This is a genomic window from Ruegeria discodermiae (assembly GCF_030758345.1).
Lineage (GTDB): Bacteria > Pseudomonadota > Alphaproteobacteria > Rhodobacterales > Rhodobacteraceae > Ruegeria_C.
Genome location: NZ_JAVAMO010000009.1, coordinates 30,693 through 50,269, shown reverse-complemented (window position 1 = coordinate 50,269; position 19,577 = coordinate 30,693). Strand labels below are relative to the sequence as shown.

18 protein-coding genes are annotated in these 19,577 nt (G+C 62.5%); 5 read left to right on the top strand and 13 right to left on the bottom strand.

Annotated elements, in window-relative coordinates:
- The 8 genes from Q5Y75_RS17885 to Q5Y75_RS17850 all read right to left on the bottom strand — a co-directional run bounded on the left by Q5Y75_RS17885 (position 1) and on the right by Q5Y75_RS17850 (position 8,241).
- A complete protein-coding gene (locus tag Q5Y75_RS17885) occupies positions 1–1,275 on the bottom strand; it encodes a c-type cytochrome (RefSeq protein ID WP_306200021.1) in 1,275 nt (424 codons plus the stop codon).
- Entirely contained in the window at positions 1,256–2,437 is a 1,182-nt protein-coding gene (locus Q5Y75_RS17880; protein WP_306200018.1) for a formate dehydrogenase subunit gamma, read from the bottom strand. The genes Q5Y75_RS17885 and Q5Y75_RS17880 overlap by 20 nt, the downstream gene beginning before the upstream one ends.
- A gap of 191 nt (positions 2,438–2,628) precedes the next feature.
- On the bottom strand, positions 2,629–3,222 hold the full coding sequence (fdh3B, locus tag Q5Y75_RS17875; RefSeq protein ID WP_249706918.1) for a formate dehydrogenase FDH3 subunit beta: 594 nt from the start codon (positions 3,220–3,222) through the stop codon (positions 2,629–2,631).
- A gap of 13 nt (positions 3,223–3,235) precedes the next feature.
- Positions 3,236–6,133 (bottom strand): formate dehydrogenase subunit alpha, encoded by a 2,898-nt coding sequence (locus Q5Y75_RS17870; RefSeq protein WP_306200014.1) that lies wholly within the window; start codon positions 6,131–6,133, stop codon positions 3,236–3,238.
- A 153-nt stretch (positions 6,134–6,286) separates the two neighbouring features.
- Positions 6,287–6,472, bottom strand: a complete 186-nt coding sequence (locus tag Q5Y75_RS17865) for a twin-arginine translocation pathway signal protein (protein ID WP_306200011.1) — start codon at positions 6,470–6,472, stop codon at positions 6,287–6,289.
- 55 nt (positions 6,473–6,527) lie between these two features.
- Positions 6,528–7,136: a TorD/DmsD family molecular chaperone gene (locus Q5Y75_RS17860; RefSeq protein ID WP_306200009.1), complete on the bottom strand. Its 609-nt coding sequence runs from the start codon at positions 7,134–7,136 to the stop codon at positions 6,528–6,530.
- 17 nt (positions 7,137–7,153) lie between these two features.
- On the bottom strand, positions 7,154–7,711 hold the full coding sequence (locus Q5Y75_RS17855) for a DUF3306 domain-containing protein (protein ID WP_306200006.1): 558 nt from the start codon (positions 7,709–7,711) through the stop codon (positions 7,154–7,156).
- Positions 7,708–8,241 (bottom strand): DUF3305 domain-containing protein, encoded by a 534-nt coding sequence (locus Q5Y75_RS17850; protein ID WP_306200282.1) that lies wholly within the window; start codon positions 8,239–8,241, stop codon positions 7,708–7,710. The genes Q5Y75_RS17855 and Q5Y75_RS17850 overlap by 4 nt, the downstream gene beginning before the upstream one ends.
- A 360-nt stretch (positions 8,242–8,601) precedes the next feature.
- Between Q5Y75_RS17850 and Q5Y75_RS17845 the strand changes: the two genes are divergently transcribed.
- A complete protein-coding gene (locus Q5Y75_RS17845) occupies positions 8,602–10,545 on the top strand; it encodes a 4Fe-4S binding protein (RefSeq protein WP_306200003.1) in 1,944 nt (647 codons plus the stop codon).
- Here the strand turns inward: Q5Y75_RS17845 and Q5Y75_RS17840 are convergent.
- Positions 10,539–11,270, bottom strand: coding sequence for a hypothetical protein (locus Q5Y75_RS17840; protein ID WP_306200001.1), 732 nt, complete (start codon positions 11,268–11,270; stop codon positions 10,539–10,541). The two genes, Q5Y75_RS17845 and Q5Y75_RS17840, sit on opposite strands and share 7 nt — an antisense overlap.
- Before the next feature lie 59 nt (positions 11,271–11,329).
- Between Q5Y75_RS17840 and Q5Y75_RS17835 the strand changes: the two genes are divergently transcribed.
- Positions 11,330–12,040, top strand: coding sequence for a biotin/lipoate--protein ligase family protein (locus tag Q5Y75_RS17835; protein ID WP_306199999.1), 711 nt, complete (start codon positions 11,330–11,332; stop codon positions 12,038–12,040).
- Entirely contained in the window at positions 12,037–12,516 is a 480-nt protein-coding gene (locus tag Q5Y75_RS17830; protein ID WP_306199996.1) for a DUF6505 family protein, read from the top strand. Before Q5Y75_RS17835 ends, Q5Y75_RS17830 begins: the two co-directional genes overlap by 4 nt.
- Positions 12,517–12,529: 13 nt before the next feature.
- Here the strand turns inward: Q5Y75_RS17830 and Q5Y75_RS17825 are convergent, their stop codons facing one another.
- Genes Q5Y75_RS17825 through Q5Y75_RS17815 form a run of 3 tightly spaced genes read right to left on the bottom strand, consistent with a single transcriptional unit; the run spans position 12,530 to position 14,744 of the window.
- The gene (locus Q5Y75_RS17825) at positions 12,530–13,333 is read right to left on the bottom strand and encodes an ABC transporter substrate-binding protein (protein WP_306199993.1); all 804 of its coding nucleotides are present in this window, start codon (positions 13,331–13,333) and stop codon (positions 12,530–12,532) included.
- Positions 13,330–14,046, bottom strand: coding sequence for an ATP-binding cassette domain-containing protein (locus Q5Y75_RS17820; RefSeq protein WP_306199990.1), 717 nt, complete (start codon positions 14,044–14,046; stop codon positions 13,330–13,332). The genes Q5Y75_RS17825 and Q5Y75_RS17820 overlap by 4 nt, the downstream gene beginning before the upstream one ends.
- Positions 14,040–14,744 carry an ABC transporter permease gene (locus Q5Y75_RS17815; protein ID WP_306200280.1) on the bottom strand — a complete coding sequence of 235 codons (705 nt, stop codon included), beginning with the start codon at positions 14,742–14,744 and terminating at the stop codon, positions 14,040–14,042. The genes Q5Y75_RS17820 and Q5Y75_RS17815 overlap by 7 nt, the downstream gene beginning before the upstream one ends.
- Before the next feature lie 205 nt (positions 14,745–14,949).
- Here Q5Y75_RS17815 and Q5Y75_RS17810 point away from each other — a divergent pair, with 205 nt between their 5' ends.
- Complete coding sequence (locus Q5Y75_RS17810; RefSeq protein ID WP_306199987.1) at positions 14,950–16,911, top strand: sensor histidine kinase; 1,962 nt, start codon at positions 14,950–14,952, stop codon at positions 16,909–16,911.
- A gap of 111 nt (positions 16,912–17,022) precedes the next feature.
- Here Q5Y75_RS17810 and Q5Y75_RS17805 read toward each other — a convergent pair whose 3' ends face one another.
- A complete protein-coding gene (locus Q5Y75_RS17805; protein WP_306199982.1) occupies positions 17,023–17,925 on the bottom strand; it encodes a LysR family transcriptional regulator in 903 nt (300 codons plus the stop codon).
- A 172-nt stretch (positions 17,926–18,097) separates the two neighbouring features.
- Between Q5Y75_RS17805 and xdhA the strand changes: the two genes are divergently transcribed.
- Positions 18,098–19,561 carry a xanthine dehydrogenase small subunit gene (gene xdhA, locus Q5Y75_RS17800; RefSeq protein WP_306199980.1) on the top strand — a complete coding sequence of 488 codons (1,464 nt, stop codon included), beginning with the start codon at positions 18,098–18,100 and terminating at the stop codon, positions 19,559–19,561.
- Positions 19,562–19,577 lie beyond the last annotated feature (16 nt).

Below are 19,577 nucleotides of genomic sequence, written 5' to 3'. Positions count from 1 at the left end.
TCAGTCCTCCTTTGTCGCCTGGCGCAAGAACGCGATCAGGTCGGCCCGGTCCTGCTCCTCGGCGATCACCTGCATCGGCATTTTCGAGCCGGGGATATAGTGGTCTGGCCCCTGGTCGAACAGCGCGTCGATCGTGGTGTCGGTCCAGATAATTGCAGACCCGTCGAGCGTTGGCGAGTAGCGATAGCCTGGCACAACACCGGCCTTGCGCCCGAACACACCATGAAGCGTTGGCCCCGCCTTGCGCGATGGCTTTGGCTCAAGACTGTGGCAGATCGAACATTTGCGCATGAATTGCCGCTCGCCATTGCTCATCGTGGCGACGTCGCGCAGGAAACTGCGCGTGTTGCCCCCGGCCGGATCATAGCTGTCCAGCAGCGCAACCGGCCAGGCATAGATCACGTCGTCGATCCCGCCCGCATGGATCACAGCGCCGTCGGTGGAAAAGGCCAACGCCCAGACCGGCCCCTGACGCATGGCGCGAAAATCATGGGTGATGCGCCACTCTTTCGTGTCCACCATCATGATATGTCCCTCGCCATCCCCAATGGCGAGCTGGCCTGTCTGGGCATGGTGCGCCATCGACAGGATCGGGCGGCGATCAAGAGTGAAATCGGCCATTTGCGCGCCCGTTTCCGCATCGATCACACGCGTCACACCATCCACGGCGCCATAGGCAAGCCAACCATCGCCCACCACCAGCCGGTTGATGCCAAAGCCGTGCCGTACCAGAGGGCGGGCCGTGTCTCTCGACGCCATATCATAGCGCAACAGGTCCCCCTTGGACGTTGCCGCAAAGAGCTGCGCGCCATCTGCCGAATAGGCCACCGCATTCACGCCCGCACCGGGAAAGGGCAATGTTTCAGGCGCGCCTTCATGCAGAGGCCAGAGCACGATATCACCGTCCCATGACCCGGCAGCCAGTACCGATCCGTCCGGTGATGCGGCGAGCGAGGTCACCTTGCCCTTGTGCTGGCCGATCTTACGCGGCGCTGCCCCCCAGTGCCACACGGCAAAATCATCGCCCCCGGTCACCAGAACGCCCTCTCTATCCTCGGCAATCGCGGTCACAGCCGCGTCGTGACCCTCAAGCCAGCGCGGGCTCTGCCCGGTCCAGACACCAACGGAATTGTCGAAACTGGCCGAGGCAAGCCTTCCATCCCTAGTCACCACCAAGCCCATGATCGGCCCGCCATGGCCCTTGTAAGTGGTGAACTCCTGCGCCGTGGCGGGCAGCGCAAGGCACAGAAACAGGCTACTCAGCAGGCGTCGCATCTTTGGGGGCCGCCTTCGCCTTTTCTTCCAGTTCCTCCAGCCACAGCGAATGATGCTGCCGGGCCCAGGCCTCGTCGACCTCACCGGAGCCCATCGCGTCATAAGCGCCCTCCATGCCCACTGACCCGATATAGATATGGGCAAAGATGATCGCCATCAGGACAAAGGCAACAATCGCGTGCCAGGCTTGTGCATATTGCATCTCTTCATGCGGCGCGAGGGCAGTGGGCAACGGGCCATAGAAGGGCAGTTCATTGATGCCTGCGCTGCGCAGGATGTCGAAGGTTTTCAGGAACATAGGGAATTCAAACGGGAACAGCAGCGACACTCCGGTCAGGGAAATCGACGCGCCCAGCAGGATCACGCTCCAGAAGATGACCTTTTGCCCGCCATTGAACTTCTTTGCAGGCGGATGTTTGGAGCCGATGATACCCCCGGCCTGCGCGAACCAGGTGATATCAGTGCTGTTGGGAATGTTGTGCCAGACCCAAAGGCAGAACACGACGATCAGCGCGACGATAAAGGCCCAGGCCACGTTGTTATGGATGAATTTCGACCCCATCAGCAGGGTCGCGTTGAACTCCTTGGAGATGTAGGGCGCAATCAACATCCGTCCGAAGAGGGTCAACAGGCCGGTGATCCCCAGCAGGATGAACGACCCCGCCAGCAGCCAATGCGCCGCGCGTTCAAATGTCTTGAACCGGGTCACGGTGCGTCCCGTTTTCTCGTAATCCAGCCTGATCCGGCCCCGCAGGACAAAAAACACCGCCAGCAAGGCGATGGTTCCCAACAGCAGGTAGCCACCATAGGTCGCCAGCGGGCCCTTGCGGAACTCCAGCCAGGCCATACCGCCATCCTGCATCAGCACCGAGGCGACCTCACCGCCAGAGGACACGGTCACATCCGCCGATCCGTAGCGTAGCTGCCGCCATAACTCGGGGTCCGACGCACCGCCCAACGTGCCCAATTGGCCCGACAGATCGCGGGCCGCACCGGCGGCGTCACCCGTCTTGGGTGCAACCTGCTCACCACGCTGGCGGGCCATGATGTCTTCAAGCGTTTGCGCACCGCCGGTGGCGGACCGGTCCGGTATAGGCGTGTCGTCCTGCGCCGCCACCGGCAGCGCCAGACAAAGGGCGAGTATGCAAAGAAGAGTGCGCATATGGGTCCTCAAGTAGCGAAGCGGTAGGACACGAAAAACATCCTCAAGTAGCGGGGCAATGGGCACGCCACGCCCTCAAACTCTGTCGCATCAAGGATGCGATATCCGGCAATACCAACCGGGACCGTTTTGTCACGGTCCCGGCATGATCAATGCGGCCCGCGCGAAGGCGCGCCGGTCGCTAATGGGGTTTACCCGTCCTGACGGCCATAGGCTGACCCCCAACCCCACGCGCCCGAGCCGAAGCCACGGGCCACCACACGCTCGCGGTAGATGGCCGACACGACGTCGCCATCCCCAGCCAGCAGCGCCTTGGTCGAACACATCTCGGCGCAGATGGGCAGTTTGCCCTCGGCGATCCGGTTGCGTCCGTATTTGGCGAATTCGGCGGTTGAGTGGGTTTCCTCGGGACCACCGGCGCAGAAGGTACATTTGTCCATCTTGCCGCGCGATCCAAAGTTGCCAGCCTGCGGGAATTGCGGCGCGCCGAAGGGGCACGCGTAGAAGCAATAACCGCAGCCGATGCAGAGGTCCTTGGAGTGCAGAACCACCCCTTCCTCGTTCTGATAGAAGCAGTCCACCGGGCAGACCGCCATACAGGGCGCATCGGAACAATGCATGCAGGCCACGGAAATCGACCTTTCGCCCGGGTCGCCATCATTGATGGTCACCACGCGGCGGCGGTTGATTCCCCAGGGCACCTCATGCTCGTTCTTGCAGGCCGTGACACAAGCGTTGCATTCAATGCAGCGCTCGGCATCGCAGAGAAATTTTGCTCTTGCCATCTCTCAGGTCTCCTTACGCTGTCCAGATTTTGCAGAGAGTCGCTTTGGTCTCTTGCATCTGGGTGACTGAATCATAGCCATAGGTCTGGGCGGTGTTGGTGCTTTCGCCCAACACATAGGGGTCCGCCCCTTCGGGGTATTTGGACCGCTGGTCTTCGCCCTGGAAATGACCGCCAAAGTGGAACGGCATGAAGGCCACGCCCTCGCCCACCCTGTTGGTGACCATCGCCATCACCTTGACCTTGCCTCCTTCGGGCCCTTCGACCCAGACCTGACTGCCGTCCCGCACACCCAGATTGTTGGCGTCGCGCGGGTTGATCTCGACAAACATGTCCTGCTGCAGCTCAGCGAGCCATGGGTTGGACCGGGTTTCGTCCCCGCCGCCCTCGTATTCGACCAGACGGCCGGAGGTGAGGATGATCGGGTAGTCCTTTGAAAAGTCCTGCTTCTGGATCGATGCATACATCGTCGGCAGGCGATAGAACTTGCGGTCTTCGTAGGTCGGATAATCCGCCACCAGATCCCTGCGGTTGGTGTAAAGCGGCTCGCGATGCACCGGCACCGGATCGGGGAAGGTCCACACAACCGTGCGGGCCTTGGCGTTCCCGAAGGGCGCGCAGCCATGCTCGATCGCCACCCGCTGGATGCCGCCGGACAGGTCGGTTTTCCAGTTGGTATCCGGCCCCGCCACCCCATCAATCGCGGCGCGTTCCTCGGCGGTCAGGTCACCGTCCCAGCCGAGATCCATCAGCATCTGCATCGTGAATTCCGGATAGCCATCCTGAATCTCCGATCCTGCGCTTGCGACCCCTTCAGCCAGCAGGTTCTCACCGTCCCGTTCAACGCCAAAGCGCGCGCGGAAGGTCAAACCACCCTCAGCAACAGGCTTGGACATGTCATAAAGGTTTGGCGTGCCCGGATGGTTCATCTCAGGCGGGCCCCAGCTGGGCCATGGCAGACCGTAATAGTCGCCATCCGCAGGTCCACCCACGGCTTGCAGCGTCGTCCGGTCGAACGTGTGCTGGTTCGCCATGTGCTTCTTGATCCGCTCGGGGCTCTGGCCGGTATAGCCCACCGTCCACATGCCGCGATTGATCTCGCGCAGCGTATCCTCGGGTTCGGGCGTCAGACCATCCTCTTCCAGCTTGATGTTGCGGAAGATACGGTCATGGAAGCCGAACTTCTGCGACAGCAGCGCGATGATCTCGTGATCAGGCTTGGACTCAAACAGCGGTTCGATCACCTGTTCACGCCATTGCAGCGACCGGTTCGAGGCGGTGACCGAGCCACGGGTTTCGAACTGCGTCGTGGCCGGCAACAGGTACACTCCGTCCGTCCGGTCATGCAGCACCGCCGAGACGGTCGGGAAAGGGTCGATCACAACCAGCATGTCCAGTTGCTCCATCGCCTTCTTCATCTCGACCATGCGGGTCTGCGAGTTCGGCGCATGACCCCAAAGCACCATGGCCCGCACCTTGTCGGGGTTGTCCATGTTGTCGGGGTCTTCAAGGATGCCGTCGATCCAGCGCGACACCGGGATACCGGTGAGATTCTGTAGCGACTTCTCCTTGCCATCCGCGCCGGTTGTCTTGGCAAACTGACCAGCCAGCCATTCGGGGTCTTCGCCCCAAACGCGCGCCCAATGGCCCCAGGCCCCGGCCGACAGGCCGTAATAGCCGGGCAGCGTGTGGCTGAGAACGCCAAGGTCGGTTGCGCCCTGCACATTGTCATGGCCGCGGAAGATATTGGTGCCGCCACCGCTTGTGCCCATGTTCCCCAGCGCAAGCTGCAGCACGCAATAGGCACGGGTGTTGTTGTTGCCGTTGGTGTGCTGTGTGCCACCCATACACCAGATCACGGTGCCGGGGCGGTTATTGGCCATGGTCCGCGCCACGCGCTTGAGCTGCGAGCCGGGCGCGCCGGTCACGCGCTCGACCTCTTCGGGGGTCCAGCGGGCAACCTCGTCCTTGATCTGATCCATGCCCCAGACACGGGTGCGGATGAACTCTTTGTCCTCCCAACCATTGTCGAAGATGTGCCACAGGATGCCCCAGATCAGCGCCACATCCGTGCCGGGACGGAAGCGCACATATTCGTCCGCATGGGCCGCAGTGCGGGTAAAGCGCGGGTCACAGACGATGACAGGGGCGTTGTTCTGCTCCTTCGCGCGCAGCAGGTGCAGCAGCGAGACAGGGTGTGCCTCGGCCGGGTTGCCGCCGATGATGAAGATCGCCTTGGAGTTATGGATGTCATTGTAGCTGTTGGTCATGGCGCCGTAGCCCCATGTATTCGCAACACCCGCAACGGTGGTTGAGTGGCAGATCCGCGCCTGATGGTCCACGTTGTTCGTGCCCCAATAGGCGGCGAATTTGCGGAACAGATAGGCCTGTTCGTTGTTATGCTTGGCCGAGCCCAGCCAATAGACGCTGTCCGGGCCGCTTTCGTCCCGGATCGTCATCATGCCGTCGCCGATCTCGTTAATCGCCTGTTCCCAGCTGATGCGTTTCCACTCGCCACCCTCTTTCTTCATCGGGTATTTCAGGCGGCGCTCGCCATGGGCATGCTCGCGCACCGAAGCCCCCTTGGCGCAATGGGCGCCCAGGTTGAACGGGCTGTCCCAACCGGGCTCCTGACCGGTCCAGACCCCGTCCTGCACCTCGGCCACAACCGTACAGCCAACCGAGCAGTGCGTGCATACCGATTTCTTCAAATCCACTTTGCCTGCTGCCCCAGCGGCAGCGCTGGCCTGGGTGACCGTCCCGCCTGTGGCGGCAATCGCCGACAGGCCCCCGATCACCAGCCCCGAGCCGCGCAGAAACGCGCGCCGATCTACCGAGGCATTGGCTGCTTCAGACAGGATACTTGTCCGCTGGGGGCGTCGCGCAACCCCGTTGGTCTTTTTCCTAAGCATGGTTTCCTCCCTTGCTTGCGCCCCGTTGAACCGGGTTGCTTGCTTGGTTTTCCCTTTTGGCCTTCAGCAGTCGGGCGTCACGCAACCAGTCGCTGTTGGCCTGCCTCGTCCGGGCTGATTCCCGGGCGCGGCCCTCCTCCTCTGTTTGCGCCCCTAAAAGCGCGCGCTGTCAAAATACGCGCGCGTATGCGCGGTATCCTGCATCGTCTCCTTGCTCAGGTCGGGCTCTGCCGCCTCGGCCTGCGCGCCGGTTGCCACCGCCACCGCTGCCACGGGTGCCGTGGTCGTTGCCAGCTTCAGAAAGTCGCGGCGCGATGCACCGTCTTCTTTCCTGCTCATCGACACGTCTCCTCTCAATGTTATGGCCGGGTTGCCCCGACCCATTTGACGCAGATCACTCAGCGCCGCTCATCCGGAAGGCTTCCGCCTCCACGGCCATGAAAATCCGACCCACCGTGCCCACGGGCGTATAAAAGACCGAGGTTTTGGCCTCTTCGAGATCGGTAAAGAAATGCGCGGCCCAGGGGCCGATATGCTTGTTGAAGAACTGTTTTTGCGTCGCCAGATCAGCGGGCGTTCCGAAACGGCCCACGATCATAGCCGCCATCATCTCCATCAGACTGGCAATGCTGTCTTCGGGCTCGAACACGGTCTCCGCGCGCTGCATCCCACGCGCGGACATGTCCTGACGCAGCAGCGCCAGCGGTTTCTCGTTCAGGAAACCGGTCAGATAATAACTGGCAAAGGGCAAAAGCTCGCCCCGGCCCAACCCGATGAAAAGCTTGTTGAACTCCGATTCAGCCGCTTTGGGCTTGGTCACACGGGCCAGCTTGGCCAGCGTGCCGATGGCCTGCCCCAGTTCGCTATCGTCCCCGGTCAGACCTGCGGTTTGCGTCAGCAGCATCTCATCGGGCGGTCCGGCCAGCAACGCGCCGAGGAAATTGTACAGATCGGCGCGGGCGCGATCCATGTCTGCAATCTGAATATCCTGGGCGGCATCCATCTTTGGGTCTTCCATCCTTAGGCGGTGTCAAAACTGAACCGCATCCGGCGCTGCGGCATCGCAATGGGTTCAGGGTCGGGGTCTGGCAGCGGGTGCGGATCGGCCTGCGCAACCAGCGGCGCGGGTTCTTCTTCTGCGATCTCTTCGTCCGGGGGGTCTTCGACTGCGTCCTGCTCGACCTCATCTTCGTCGGGTTCTTCGACAAAGGCCGTCAACATGCCCTTGCCCACCTGATAGGCGGTCTGCAGGTTTTCGACGACCGTGGCTGCGTCGGTGTAATCCTCGCCGTAATCCACCAACCCGTCGAGATTGGCGAGCGCCGGGTTCAACCGCCAAAGCCGCCGCAAGGCGCGGGTTTTCAAGCGCTGGGGCAGTTCGGCCTTGAGGAAGTCCCGCACCGCGTCGGGGCTGTCCAGAGCCTCGGGCTCGGGCAGGCTCAGCTCGGCCAGAATCTCGTCATCCGGGCGCGCCTCAAGCTTGGCGGCCTCCGCTTCGGCCGCGCGGGCCTCGACCGCCTGAGCCTCGGCTTCTACCCCGGCGCGGCGCCGGGACCAGAAATTGCGCTCACCGCTCAATGCACCCGCCTCCGCTGTCGCGCGGGCGAGGCATAGATATCCCCTGTCCCCGCGATCCGTGGATCACCAATGCCGTCCTGTGTCAGGTCGGTGCGCTTCTTGTCGCGCTTGCGTTTGACGAACACCTCATCCTGATGGAATTCGGTGACAAAGGCCTGCACCCACGCCATCAGCCCTTCGGGCATCGCAACTTTCTCGACGATCTCTTCGCCACTATCGGTGTAATCCTGCGCCTCATAAGGCGAGGCCGTGACCAGCACCACATCGAGCGGGTGGTCGCCACCGCCTTCGCGCATCACCACATAGATCGCGGGCACCTCTGCCGATAAACCGTGCAGATACGCCTCGGTCTCTGCCCCGTGCAAATCCAGCGACAGGGTCGCGGCGTGGTACTCGATCGCGTCGCCCTCGCGGCGCAGCTCCTGCCAGTCGGCAGGTCCGGCTCCGGGCAAAACGGCAACGGCTTTCCAGCTGTAAGAGGCCCAGCGTGTCACGCCCGGAAGGCGTCGCAATACGACACCCAGCGGCATGGTCTGGTGCTGGTTTGGGTTTCGGATCACCCGGGTTCCTCCTCTATCGCTATCAAACTGCCAAATCCGGTGCCCGAGAAGGCTCTTCTGCGCGATTGCCCCGCCTTGGGTCTGGTTCTGGCAATTTGGCCAGCCTGTCCGAAGATGGCCGACGCCAAGGGACGAAATGTCCAACATGAGTGTTTATCTCAGGATTAAGGACCGGCCCCAAATCGCGAATCACCTGGTCAATTTGGCGCGCTCCACAGTGCGGGGCTGAACCCGAAAAGGGTTTGTGAAGCGCTACGATCCTGACTAGGCTTTGGTCAAGAAACGGTCGGACAGGGGTCTAAAAAGCCGCCTGATATGGGGGAGGAAACCGTGCCCAAATCATTGATAACGTGCGATTGTTTGGGAAGTCAGACCATCGACACCCAAGGCCTGTCCAAAGCCACCGGCCTTGATGTTGCCCGCCCCTGTTCCGCCCTCTGCACCAGCCAGTTGGACCGGGCGCAAGCCGCGCTCGAAGAGGGGGATGTCGTTTTTTGTTGTACTCAAGAAGCGCGGGTTTTTGAGGAGTTGGCTGAGGGTCTGGGCCGCCCCGCCCCACCCAGTCTGGACCTGCGCGACCGCGCCGGGTGGAGCGCGGATGACGCCCCGAAACTGCCCAAAATGTCCGCCCTCATCGCCAATGCGATGCTGCCCGCCGAGCCGGAAAAGACCCTGGATGTGGTCAGCGAGGGGCTGTGCCTGATCCTTGGCCCTGCCGAGGTGGCGCTGGAGGCTGCCGAGCAGTTGAACGACCATCTGGGGGTCACAGTGCTGATCGAAGACGGTGAGCCACCCGACACCCGCGCCTTCGATGTGGTGAGGGGCAGGTTGCGCCGCGCAACCGGGGCCTTTGGCGGCTTTGAGGTGGTGATCGACGCGCTGCAACAGGTGAACCCCGGCGGGCGCGGGGCGTTCACGCTCAGCGATCCACGCGACGGAGCGGTGTCACAATGCGATGTCATTCTGGACTTGCGCGGTGGCACGCCCCTGTTTCCTGCCCCTGAAAAGCGCGATGGCTACCTGCGCGCCGATCCCGGCCATGCCGCCGGTGTGGCCGCTGCCATCATGGCAGCCTCGCACCTGACCGGCACGTTCGAAAAGACCATGTATGTCAAGACGACGCCCCTGCTCTGTGCCCATTCCCGCGCCGAGCAGACCGGGTGCACCACCTGCCTCGACCTGTGCCCGACCGGGGCCATTACCCCTGCCGGAGAACATGTGGCGATCGATCCGATGATCTGCGCGGGCTGCGGGGCCTGTTCTGCTGCCTGCCCGTCCGGCGCGATCACCTATGACGCCCCGCCGGTGGACCTGACCATGCGGCGGGTTCAGACCATGGCCAAGGCGTATCTTGATGCGGGCGGCACCGCGCCGCGCCTGCTGGTGCATGACGCCCATGGTGGCGAAATGGTGCGCCTGTCAGCCCGCCATGGGCGTGGCTTGCCCGCTGACGTCATCCCGCTGGAATTGACCGCCATCGGTGCATTTGGTCATGCCGAGGCGGTGGCCGCCTTCGCCGCCGGGTTCGCAGCGGTCACGTTGCTGCCCGGTCCCACCGCCGATATCCCCGCGCTGCAAAGCCAGATCGCGCTGACCACCGCCATCGCAGGCGCAGGCAAGGCGACCCTGCTCGACACACCCGACCCCGATGCGATGAGCGACGCGCTTTACGCGGAAGCCGCCCCCGCGCCGGTTGCCAGCCCGGTTCGCCCCATGGGCACGCGACGGCAGATTACCCGACAGGCGGCGCGCGCCCTGCATCCCGACACCGACCAGATTCCACTGCCCGAGGATGCACCCTATGGCGCGGTGCTGGTGGATAAAGATGCCTGCACGCTCTGCCTGTCCTGCGTCTCGCTCTGCCCCTCGGGCGCGCTAGGAGACAACTCCGACAAGCCGCAACTGCGCTTTCAGGAGGATGCCTGCCTGCAATGCGGTCTCTGCGCCAATATCTGCCCCGAGGATGCGATCACTTATGAACCGCGCCTCGACCTGACCAATGCAGCCTTGCGTCAGGAGGTACTGAATGAAGAGGAGCCCTTTGCCTGTATCGAGTGCGGCGCGCTGTTCGGATCCAAATCCGCCATTGACCGGATCAGCGAAAAGCTGAAGGATCACGCGATGTTCTCGGGCGACAAGCTGCGCATGATCCAGATGTGCGACAATTGCCGGGTGAACGCGCAATTCCACGCAACCGACAACCCGTTCGCCGGGGGCGAACGGCCCCGCGTGCGCACCACCGACGACTATCTGTCAAAGCGGCGCGATCACTGATGCTGCAGAGGTTTGCCCAGATCGGCGGGGTCCAGAATGGCGACATAGGCCAAGATCGCCTCCAACTCGTCCAGCGTCAGTTCGATGGGCGCGATCGGCGACGGGCGATCGACCGGGAAGGGATCGGTCACCTCGGCGATCTGGGTGAAGGCGGCATGGGGTTTGAGCACGTAAAACCCGGTGAACCGCGCCTGCCAGTCGTCGAACCCGCGCATGACAAAGAAACTGGGGGTGGAGCCGATGCCGAAACTGTCCTTGCCCCGCTCAGTCACATGGCAGCGCCCGCATTTGGTCCAGGACAGGTCCTGCCCTGCCACGGCATCGCCGGTCATCTCGACCCTGGCCACCGCCGCCTTCTGCACCTTGGGTTCGGTGAAGATCGGCGTGCCCTCGGGCGCAAAACCCTGAATGGTGCGCGCACCCACCTGCGAGGTCAGCCAGTCGGCAAAACGCTGCGCGCCCATGGTCTCTCTGCGCAGGTCCATATGCCAGACCTGCCCAAGCCCCGAAAACAGCGCCCGCCCCTCCGGACCCAGCAACAGCTCGGCTTGCGCCGGATCATCCACAAGGTCGACTTTGATCTGGGTCTTCAGCGAAAAGCGTGGTGCGATGTGGCGGATCAACCCGCTCTCGACCAGAGCGGGCGGAGCATAAAAGGCCACACGCTTGTCATCGGCCATTGCCAAACCCGGCAACAGGGCCAAGATCAGAACCAGGATACGCATTGGGCCAAACTAGGGCCCACCGGCACATTCCGTCAACGATAGCGAGGACAAGGAACCCGATGAGCGACGTGGCAGAGCTCACTTTCCCTCCGCTGATGTGGGGTGAAGAAGCGCCCGGCAGCGCCTTCGACCACGCGATCATGCGTGCAACACTTGGCTGTGACGCCGGTCTGGTCGCGCATCATCTGGGCGCGGCAGAGATGGAGGCCGCGCTGGTCTTCGCCCCCGAAGTGCCACTCAGCCAGGCGATGACCATGCTGCCGCTCTGCGGTGTGGGCTTTCAGAACGCGCTCGGCGCGCTGGCACCGCCCGAAGTGGCCGTGCATCTGGACTGGTGGGGCGGCATCCGCGTGAACGGCGCACGCTGCGGCGGGTTTCGGGCGATGGCATCGGGCAGTGATCCCGAGGCCGTCCCGGATTGGCTGGTCATCGGCTTCACCCTGCCGCTGATCCCGCCGAGCGAAGAGACCGGTCAAACGCCCGATGACACCGCGCTCTTTGCCGAAGGCTGCGCCGATGTCGCCCCCCCGGCCCTGCTGGAGGCCTGGGCACGGCACACGCTGAACTGGCTAAACCGGTGGGAGGGCGAAGGCACCGCGCCGGTGCATTCCGAATGGCGCGGTCTGGCCCATGGCATCGGCGAAGACGTGCAAAACCAATCTCTGACCGGGACCTTTCTGGGCGTGGATGAGCTGTTTGGCATGCTGCTGCGCGACGCGGACACAACCCATCTGATCCCGCTCACCACAGTGTTGGAGGACCCTGCATGAAGCTTGCCCGTGCGATCCATTTCGACGAAAGCGACATGAATGTCTTTGCCTCACCGGCGCGCACCGGCGAGTGGTGCATCTCGGGCGGGTTCGAGTTTTCGAACTGGTCCGAGGCTGACCTGACCGGCAAGTCGCGGCAGGCTTTTGCCAATGGCTGGCTTGGGCTGGAAACCGGGGGTCGGGTGACCTTTGTTGCTGTCACCGCGCTGGAACCTGCCGAGTTGGAGCGGCTCATCGATCTGCTGGCGCAGCATTTCGTGACCTATTATGGCGCGCCGTCGGTCGAGGATGCCCGCCTTGTCGCGGCCGAAGAACTGGCGCAGATGGTCGAGCTATGCGAGGATCACGACTCCAACACGCTGCTAACCGTGGCGCGCGAATTGGCCGAGGCTGGCGTGCGCGAGGCCTATCGCACGATCCAGCCGCAGGATGCCGGGCTGGACCAGTTCGCAATCCACGGCGACATGGACGAATAGGCGCTGCCAGCCTCTACTCTGCGTTGAATACAAACAGGGTTTCGCCGTCGATCATGTAGCCATTGATCAGGACCTGCGCACGCTCGGAGCTCAGCCAGCCTTCCAGCTTGGCCGTCAGATCGGCTTTGACATGCGGGTGCCGGGCGGGATCGACGGGCAGGTAGGCATATTGGTTGAACAGCACCGGATCGCCCGCAAAGAGCAGCGCCAGATCGCCCTTGTTGCCAAAGTTCAGCCAGCTTGCCCGGTCGGACAGGATATAGGCGTCAAGGCCCGAAGCCGTGTTCAGAGCGGCCCCCATCCCTGCGCCCACTGCGCGATACCACGGGCCGAAACTCTCAGCGTCCAACCCGGCATCCTGCCAAAGAGCAAGCTCTTTCTTGTGGGTTCCGCTATCATCGCCGCGGCTGACAAAAGCAGCCTCGGACGCCGCAATATCGCACAGGGCATCCGCGGCAGTCTCGGCCTCCGCAATACCCGCAGGATCGCCTGACGGGCCAACAAAGACGAAGTCGTTATACATGATCTCGCGCCGATGCGTGCCATAACCCTCGGCCACAAACGCCTCTTCGGCGGCGCGGGAATGCACCAGGATTGCATCCACATCGCCCGCCCGGCCCAGCCGCAGCGCCTGGCCTGTGCCGACCACCAAAAGCTGTACCTCAATGTCCAGATCGCTGGCAATCTCGGGCAGCAACACCTCGGCCAACCCGGAATTGTGAAACGAGGTTGTGACCGCCATGCGCAGCTGGTCCGCCGCATGCGCCGTATGTGCGATGAGAAGCGCCAGAACCCCGGCAATGAGCCCCTTTGTCATTCCACGATATCTCCTTTCAAAAAAGCCCGCGCCTCGGGCGTTTGCGGTCCGTCAAAAAACGCCTCGGCCGGTCCGGTTTCATGTACTTTGCCACCAAGAATGAACACCACCTGATCGGCGATCCGGCGGGCCTGTCCCATATCGTGGGTGGACAGGATCAGGCGGGTTCCCTCGGCCTTGGCCTGCAGCAGGATCGCCTCGATCTCGCGCGTCGCGCGACCATCGAGCGAGGCGGTGGGCTCATCAAGAAAGACCAGCGCGGGGTCAGTGATCAAGGCGCGCGCAAGCGCCAGCTTTTGCTGTTCGCCGCCCGACAGAACCATGGCGCGGCGCGTCAGATGCGGCTCCAACCCGACGCGCTTGGCCCATTTCCGCGCGGCCTCTCGCGCCACGCCGCGCGCCACGCCGCGCAGGCGCAACGGGTAGATCAGGTTGTCTTCAACTGTGCGGCGCAGGACAATGGGACGCTGAAAAACAAAGGCCTGATGATGGCGCGCCTCTTCCGTGTCACAAGCCCATCGCACCTTACCACCTGTCAGCCGCGCGGTGCCATGCATCAACCGCAACAGCGTCGTTTTGCCCGCACCGTTCGGTCCCATCACCACGCACAGGCCCTGCCCGTCCAGCGTCAGGTTCACAGGCCCGACCAGCCGCTTGCCCCGGCGCGAGGTCTCGGCCCCCTCAAGGACCAGTGGAAACAGCTCGACTACCATCGACTGTCCCTCTCTGTCTGACCGATCCAGTGGATCAACAGATTCACCCCAAGGGCCAGCGCAATCAGGACGAACCCCAGCGCCAGCGCCAGCGCGAACTGTCCCTTGCCGGTCTCAAGCGCAATGGCAGTTGTCAGCACGCGCGTGGCGTGGTCGATATTGCCACCCACGATCATGATGGCACCGACCTCTCCGATCCCGCGCCCAAAGCCAGCCAGCGCCGCCGTCAGCAGGGCGCGCCTTGCATCCCAGATCAGCGTCCGCATCTTCTGCACCTGCGTGACATTCATCGAGATCAGCAGGTCGTGATATTCGGCCCAGAGCTCGCGCAGCGACTGATGCGCGATAGAAGCGATCAGCGGCACGATGATGATCACCTGCGCCACGATCATGGCGGTGGGCGTGAACAGCAGACCCAACGCCCCAAACGGACCCGAGCGGGACAGGAAGATATAGACGATCAACCCGACAACCACCGGGGGCAGGCCCATGAGCGCGTTCAGCATCGCGATGGTGGCACGGCGCATGCGAAAACGGCGCACCGCAAGCAGCGCGGCCAGCGGCAGGGCTATGACACAGGCGATCGCCAACGCTGTCAGGGTGACGCGCAGTGACCGCAGCGCGATCTCTGTAAGCTCCGGATTCAGTGTGACGACCAGCCAAAAGGCGTGTCGAAGCCCCTCCCAAAGATCGGCGATGGTGCATCCTCCGCGTTCCCGTTCTGCTGAGGTTTTACGGTTTTTCTGAGGGGATGCCAGCCCTGTTGTCGTCACGGATGCGGGCTATGCCAGCCTGTCTCGGATGTCGCTTCAGTAGGCCATTTCCCGGGTCAAATTGTCCTTGGCGGTTTCCGCACACTTTACAGCTTTTGCGCAAAACATTCCGCTTTGATAGCGTGAGCGCATGACCTCTGTCCGTTTCCGTCTGCTGATCCTGGCCCTTGCGCCCATGGTGCTGCTGATGCCGCTTCTGCTGTTTCTGGGCATGACGCGGTGGACCGCGGATTATGACGAGGTGCTGATCGCCAATGTCGAAAGCGATCTGAGGATTGCCGAGCAATACCTGTCACGCCTGATGGTTCAGACCGAAGAGGAACTGCAAGCCGTCGCCGGTTCGGTGGAGTTTGCACGAACCCCGCGACCGGGCTTCGAGGCGTTCTTTGAAGAAAAGCGCGCGCAACTGGAATTGGACTTTCTCTACTACCTGCCGCGCGGCGAGGCCACCGGCACCTGGCCCGTGATCGAAAGCGCCGCACAGGGACAGGGGCGGACCGAGATCGATATCTTCTCTGGCGCAGCCCTCAGCGCGATTTCGCCCGACCTCGCCAGCCGCGCCCGCCTGCCCCTGATCGAGACAGAGGCCGCCGTGCCCACCGACCGCGAGGTCGAGGATCGCGGCATGATCATTCACTCCGCCACCCCGGTCCGCCTGCCCGGACGCGATGGCGTGCTGGTGGGGGGCATCCTGCTGAACCGCAACCTCGGCTTTATCGATACGATCAACGCGCTGGTCTATCAGGACGCGGTGGCGGGCGGCTCGCGGCAGGGCACGGCGACCCTGTTTCTGGAAGATGTCCGCGTGTCGACCAATGTGCGCCTTTTTGAGGATGTGCGCGCCCTTGGCACCCGCGTGTCGGCTGCTGTCCGGGGGCAAGTGCTGGGCGAGGGGCAGACATGGCTCGACCGCGCATTTGTGGTCAATGACTGGTATATCTCGGGCTACCTGCCGCTCAGAGACAGTTTCGGAGATTATGTCGGCATGCTGTATGTCGGCGTTCTGGAACAGCCCTTCACCACCGCAAAGCGCAACGCCTTCCTTGCCATCCTCGCAGCCTTCGTGGCGGTGCTGCTGTTGTCTGCACCGGTATTCCTGCGGCTTGCCAAGGGCATCTTTGCCCCGCTCGAACGCATGATCCGCACCATGGTTCAGGTGCAGCGCGGCAATATGTCGGCGCGCAACGGACAGGTCGGCGCCAGTGGCGAGATCGAGGAAGTGGCCGGTCACCTTGACGATCTGCTCGACCAGATTCAGGAACGCGACCAGCGATTGAGATCCTGGAACGAGCAGTTGAACGAGCGTGTCGACAAGCGCACCGCAGAGTTGCAACGCGCCAACGAAAAGCTCGAAGAGACGTTTCGCCAGCTGGTGATGAGCGAAAAGCTGGCCTCGATCGGGGAAATCACCGCCGGTGTCGCCCATGAGATCAACAACCCCGTCGCGGTCATTCAGGGCAACATGGACGTCATCCGCGAGAGCCTGGGTGATAGCAGCGAAACGATCCGGACTGAGCTTGGCCTCGTCGACCGGCAAATCGCGCGGATTCAGACCATCGTGGGCAAGCTGCTGCAATTCGCCCGCCCCGGCGAGTTTGCCGATCTTGATCAGACAGTGCCGGTTAGCCCGGTAATCACCGACTGCTTGGTGCTGGTCAATCACGTCATTTCACATGGCGATATCCGGGTCGAGACCCATCTGCACGCCGAGGTGGCGGTCCGCATCGATCCCGGCGAATTGCAGCAGGTGCTGATCAACCTGATCATGAATGCGGTTCAGGCGATGGAAGAGCGCGGCGTGTTGACCCTGACATCCGCAGGTGCTGAACGCGACGGGGTTGCCGGAGTGCGCATCACGGTATCGGATACCGGGCCGGGCATCGCGCCAGAGGATGTCGATGACGTCTTTGCCCCCTTCTACACCACCAAACAGGCCGAGGGTACCGGCCTGGGCCTGTCGATTTCACAAACCCTGATTCAGCGGGCCGGAGGGTTGATCACGGCCCATAACCAACCGGATGGCGGTGCCCGGTTCGAAGTCTGGCTGCCAGCCGCGACCATAAAGCCCACCCCGCTACAACAAGCAGTTTAGAGGATTGATCCCCCGGTTTGTCGCTGCGATCCGCACTCTCAAAAAGGCGAGAGTCTTATGAGACAAGTACGCCCTGACAACAGCCCTCACGTCGCTGGAGAGGTGGCATGGCTATGACAGCATCACCTGACTTCTGGCAACGATGTGGTCCACAAAGAGGCGCACCTTTGGGTCTTGCAGCTTCTTATGCGGATAGATGCAGCCGAAAATCGTTGGCTGCGGAGGAGTCTCCGGCAGGACCTCGACCAGCCGTCCGCTCGACAGGTGCTCGGCGACATCGAAGCGTGGCTTGTTGACGATGCCGCGCCCGGCAACGGCCCAATCGGTCAGCACATCGCCGTCATCGGCATCAAACCTGCCACGCACCTCAAGCTTGATCGGGCCGGTCGGCGCGATCAGCGTCCAGAAATACTCCGGCGAACGCGGGTATCGCAGCAGCAGGCAGTTGTGATTGAGATCCAGCAGATCCTCTGGCGTCTCGGGCGTGCCGAATTCCGAAAGATAGCTTGGAGACGCGCAGAGAACCCGCTCGCAATCCGCAATCTTGCGCAGCTTCATGTTCGAATCCTGCGGCTGCCCGACAAAAAACGCCACATCCAGACCGTCCGCCAGCATGTCGATCTTGCGATCCGACAGCCGCATCCTCACCTCGGTTTCCGGATAGGCATCGACGAAATCCGGCACCAGCGGCGCGACGATCCTGCGGCCCACACCCAACGGGGCCGTGACGCGGATGGCGCCTTTGGGCTTGCCAGAGAAATTGGCGACCTTCGCCTCTGCCGTCTCCAGCGCCAGCAGCACGCTCTTTGCCTCGTCATAGAAAACCGTCCCAACCTCGGTGGGCATGATCGACCGCGTGGTTCGGTTAAACAGCCGTACACCAAGGCGTTTTTCCAGCTCTTTGATCCGCTTGCTTGCCACTGCAGGCGTAAGCCTGAGGTCACGCCCGCCAGAGGTGATGCTGCCCAACTCAACCACTCTGACAAAGACACGCAGGCTTTCGACATAGGACATTCTTGATCACGCCTTGTGCAAACTCAGCGCTTGCAGCTTGCCCTTTTCACCGCTGACTTTCAACGAAACGTTGAAAGTATTTGCCGTTTGCAGCGGTTTTTTACCGTAATGCGCCGCTTTAGAGTGCCCCGGACGTGACGTTTTGCAACCAGGGCAGCGGGAAACGACGAAGATGGCGCATCGCAGTGAGATACGATTTGTACTGAACGGCCGGGATGTTTCACTCAGCGATGTTGGCGCGAGCCAGACGCTGCTCGACTACCTGCGGCTGGAACGCCGCCTGACCGGCACCAAGGAAGGATGTGCCGAAGGCGATTGTGGCGCCTGCACCGTTCTTGTTGGACGGCTGAGCGATGCTGGCCTGATCTATGCGCCCGTCAATGCCTGCATCCGATTTCTGGCCTCTGTCGATGGTTGCCATGTGGTGACGGTCGAATATCTGTCTGGGTCTGACGGACGGTTGCACCCGGTTCAGCAGGCCATGATCGACCACCATGGCAGCCAGTGCGGATTTTGCACGCCCGGTATTGTCATGTCGCTTTACGCGCTCTGGATGGAGACCACCGAACCCTCCGAGGCGCAGGTTGAAACCGCGCTGCAGGGAAATCTGTGCCGCTGCACCGGGTATGAGCCGATCATCCGCGCCGCTGTCGCCGTCAGCCGCTATGGCTCGCCAGCCGCAGATCATCTGAATACGGAGCGCGACAGCATCACAAACCGCCTGCAAGCGCTGCGGGACGGCAAACGGGTTGTGACGGGCCCAGAGAACAATCTCAGCATTCTGCCGGCGGACGTGGATGATTTTGCCGACTGCCTTCTCAGCTATCCCGACGCGACAATTGTCGCGGGGGCCACGGATGTCGGCCTGTGGGTAACCAAATTCCTGCGCAATATCGGCCCGGCGATCTTCATCGGTCACTTGAACGACCTGAAGAGCGTCGAAACCCAGGGCACCGACCTGCTGATCGGTGCCGGAGCGAGCTATACCGACTGTCAGGACGCGCTGTCCCGGCACCTGCCGCATCTTTCGACCTATTGGGACCGCATTGCCGGATGGCAGGTGCGCAATATGGGCACTGTTGGCGGCAATATCGCAAACGGCTCGCCAATCGGTGACACGCCGCCGGTCCTGATCGCGCTGGGGGCAGAGATCACGCTGCGGCGCGGCTCTGACCGCCGGACCCTGCCGCTGCAGGCGTTTTTCGTCGATTACGGCAAACAGGATCGGCAGGCCGGAGAATTCGTCGAAACCATCCGCATTCCGCTTCCCGAGCCGAACCAGCACAATGCGGCCTACAAGATCTCAAAACGGCGGGATGAGGATATCTCCTCCGTTGCGGTGGGGATCAACGTGAGTGTCACCGATGGCATTATCACCACCTGCCGCATCGCCTTTGGCGGCATGGCCGCCACGCCAAAACGCGCTGCTGCGACTGAACGGGCCCTGATCGGCCAGATCTGGTCAGAAGCCGCATTTGATAGGGCCGCCGCCGCGCTTTCACAGGATTTCACACCGCTCAGCGACTGGCGGGCCTCGTCCGACTACCGGATGCTCTGCGCCCAGAATCTGCTGCGCCGGTTCTTCCTTGAACATGATTCCGCAACCGCGACCCCCATCCAGCTGGCCTCTGCCTGATTGCAAGGAGACGACA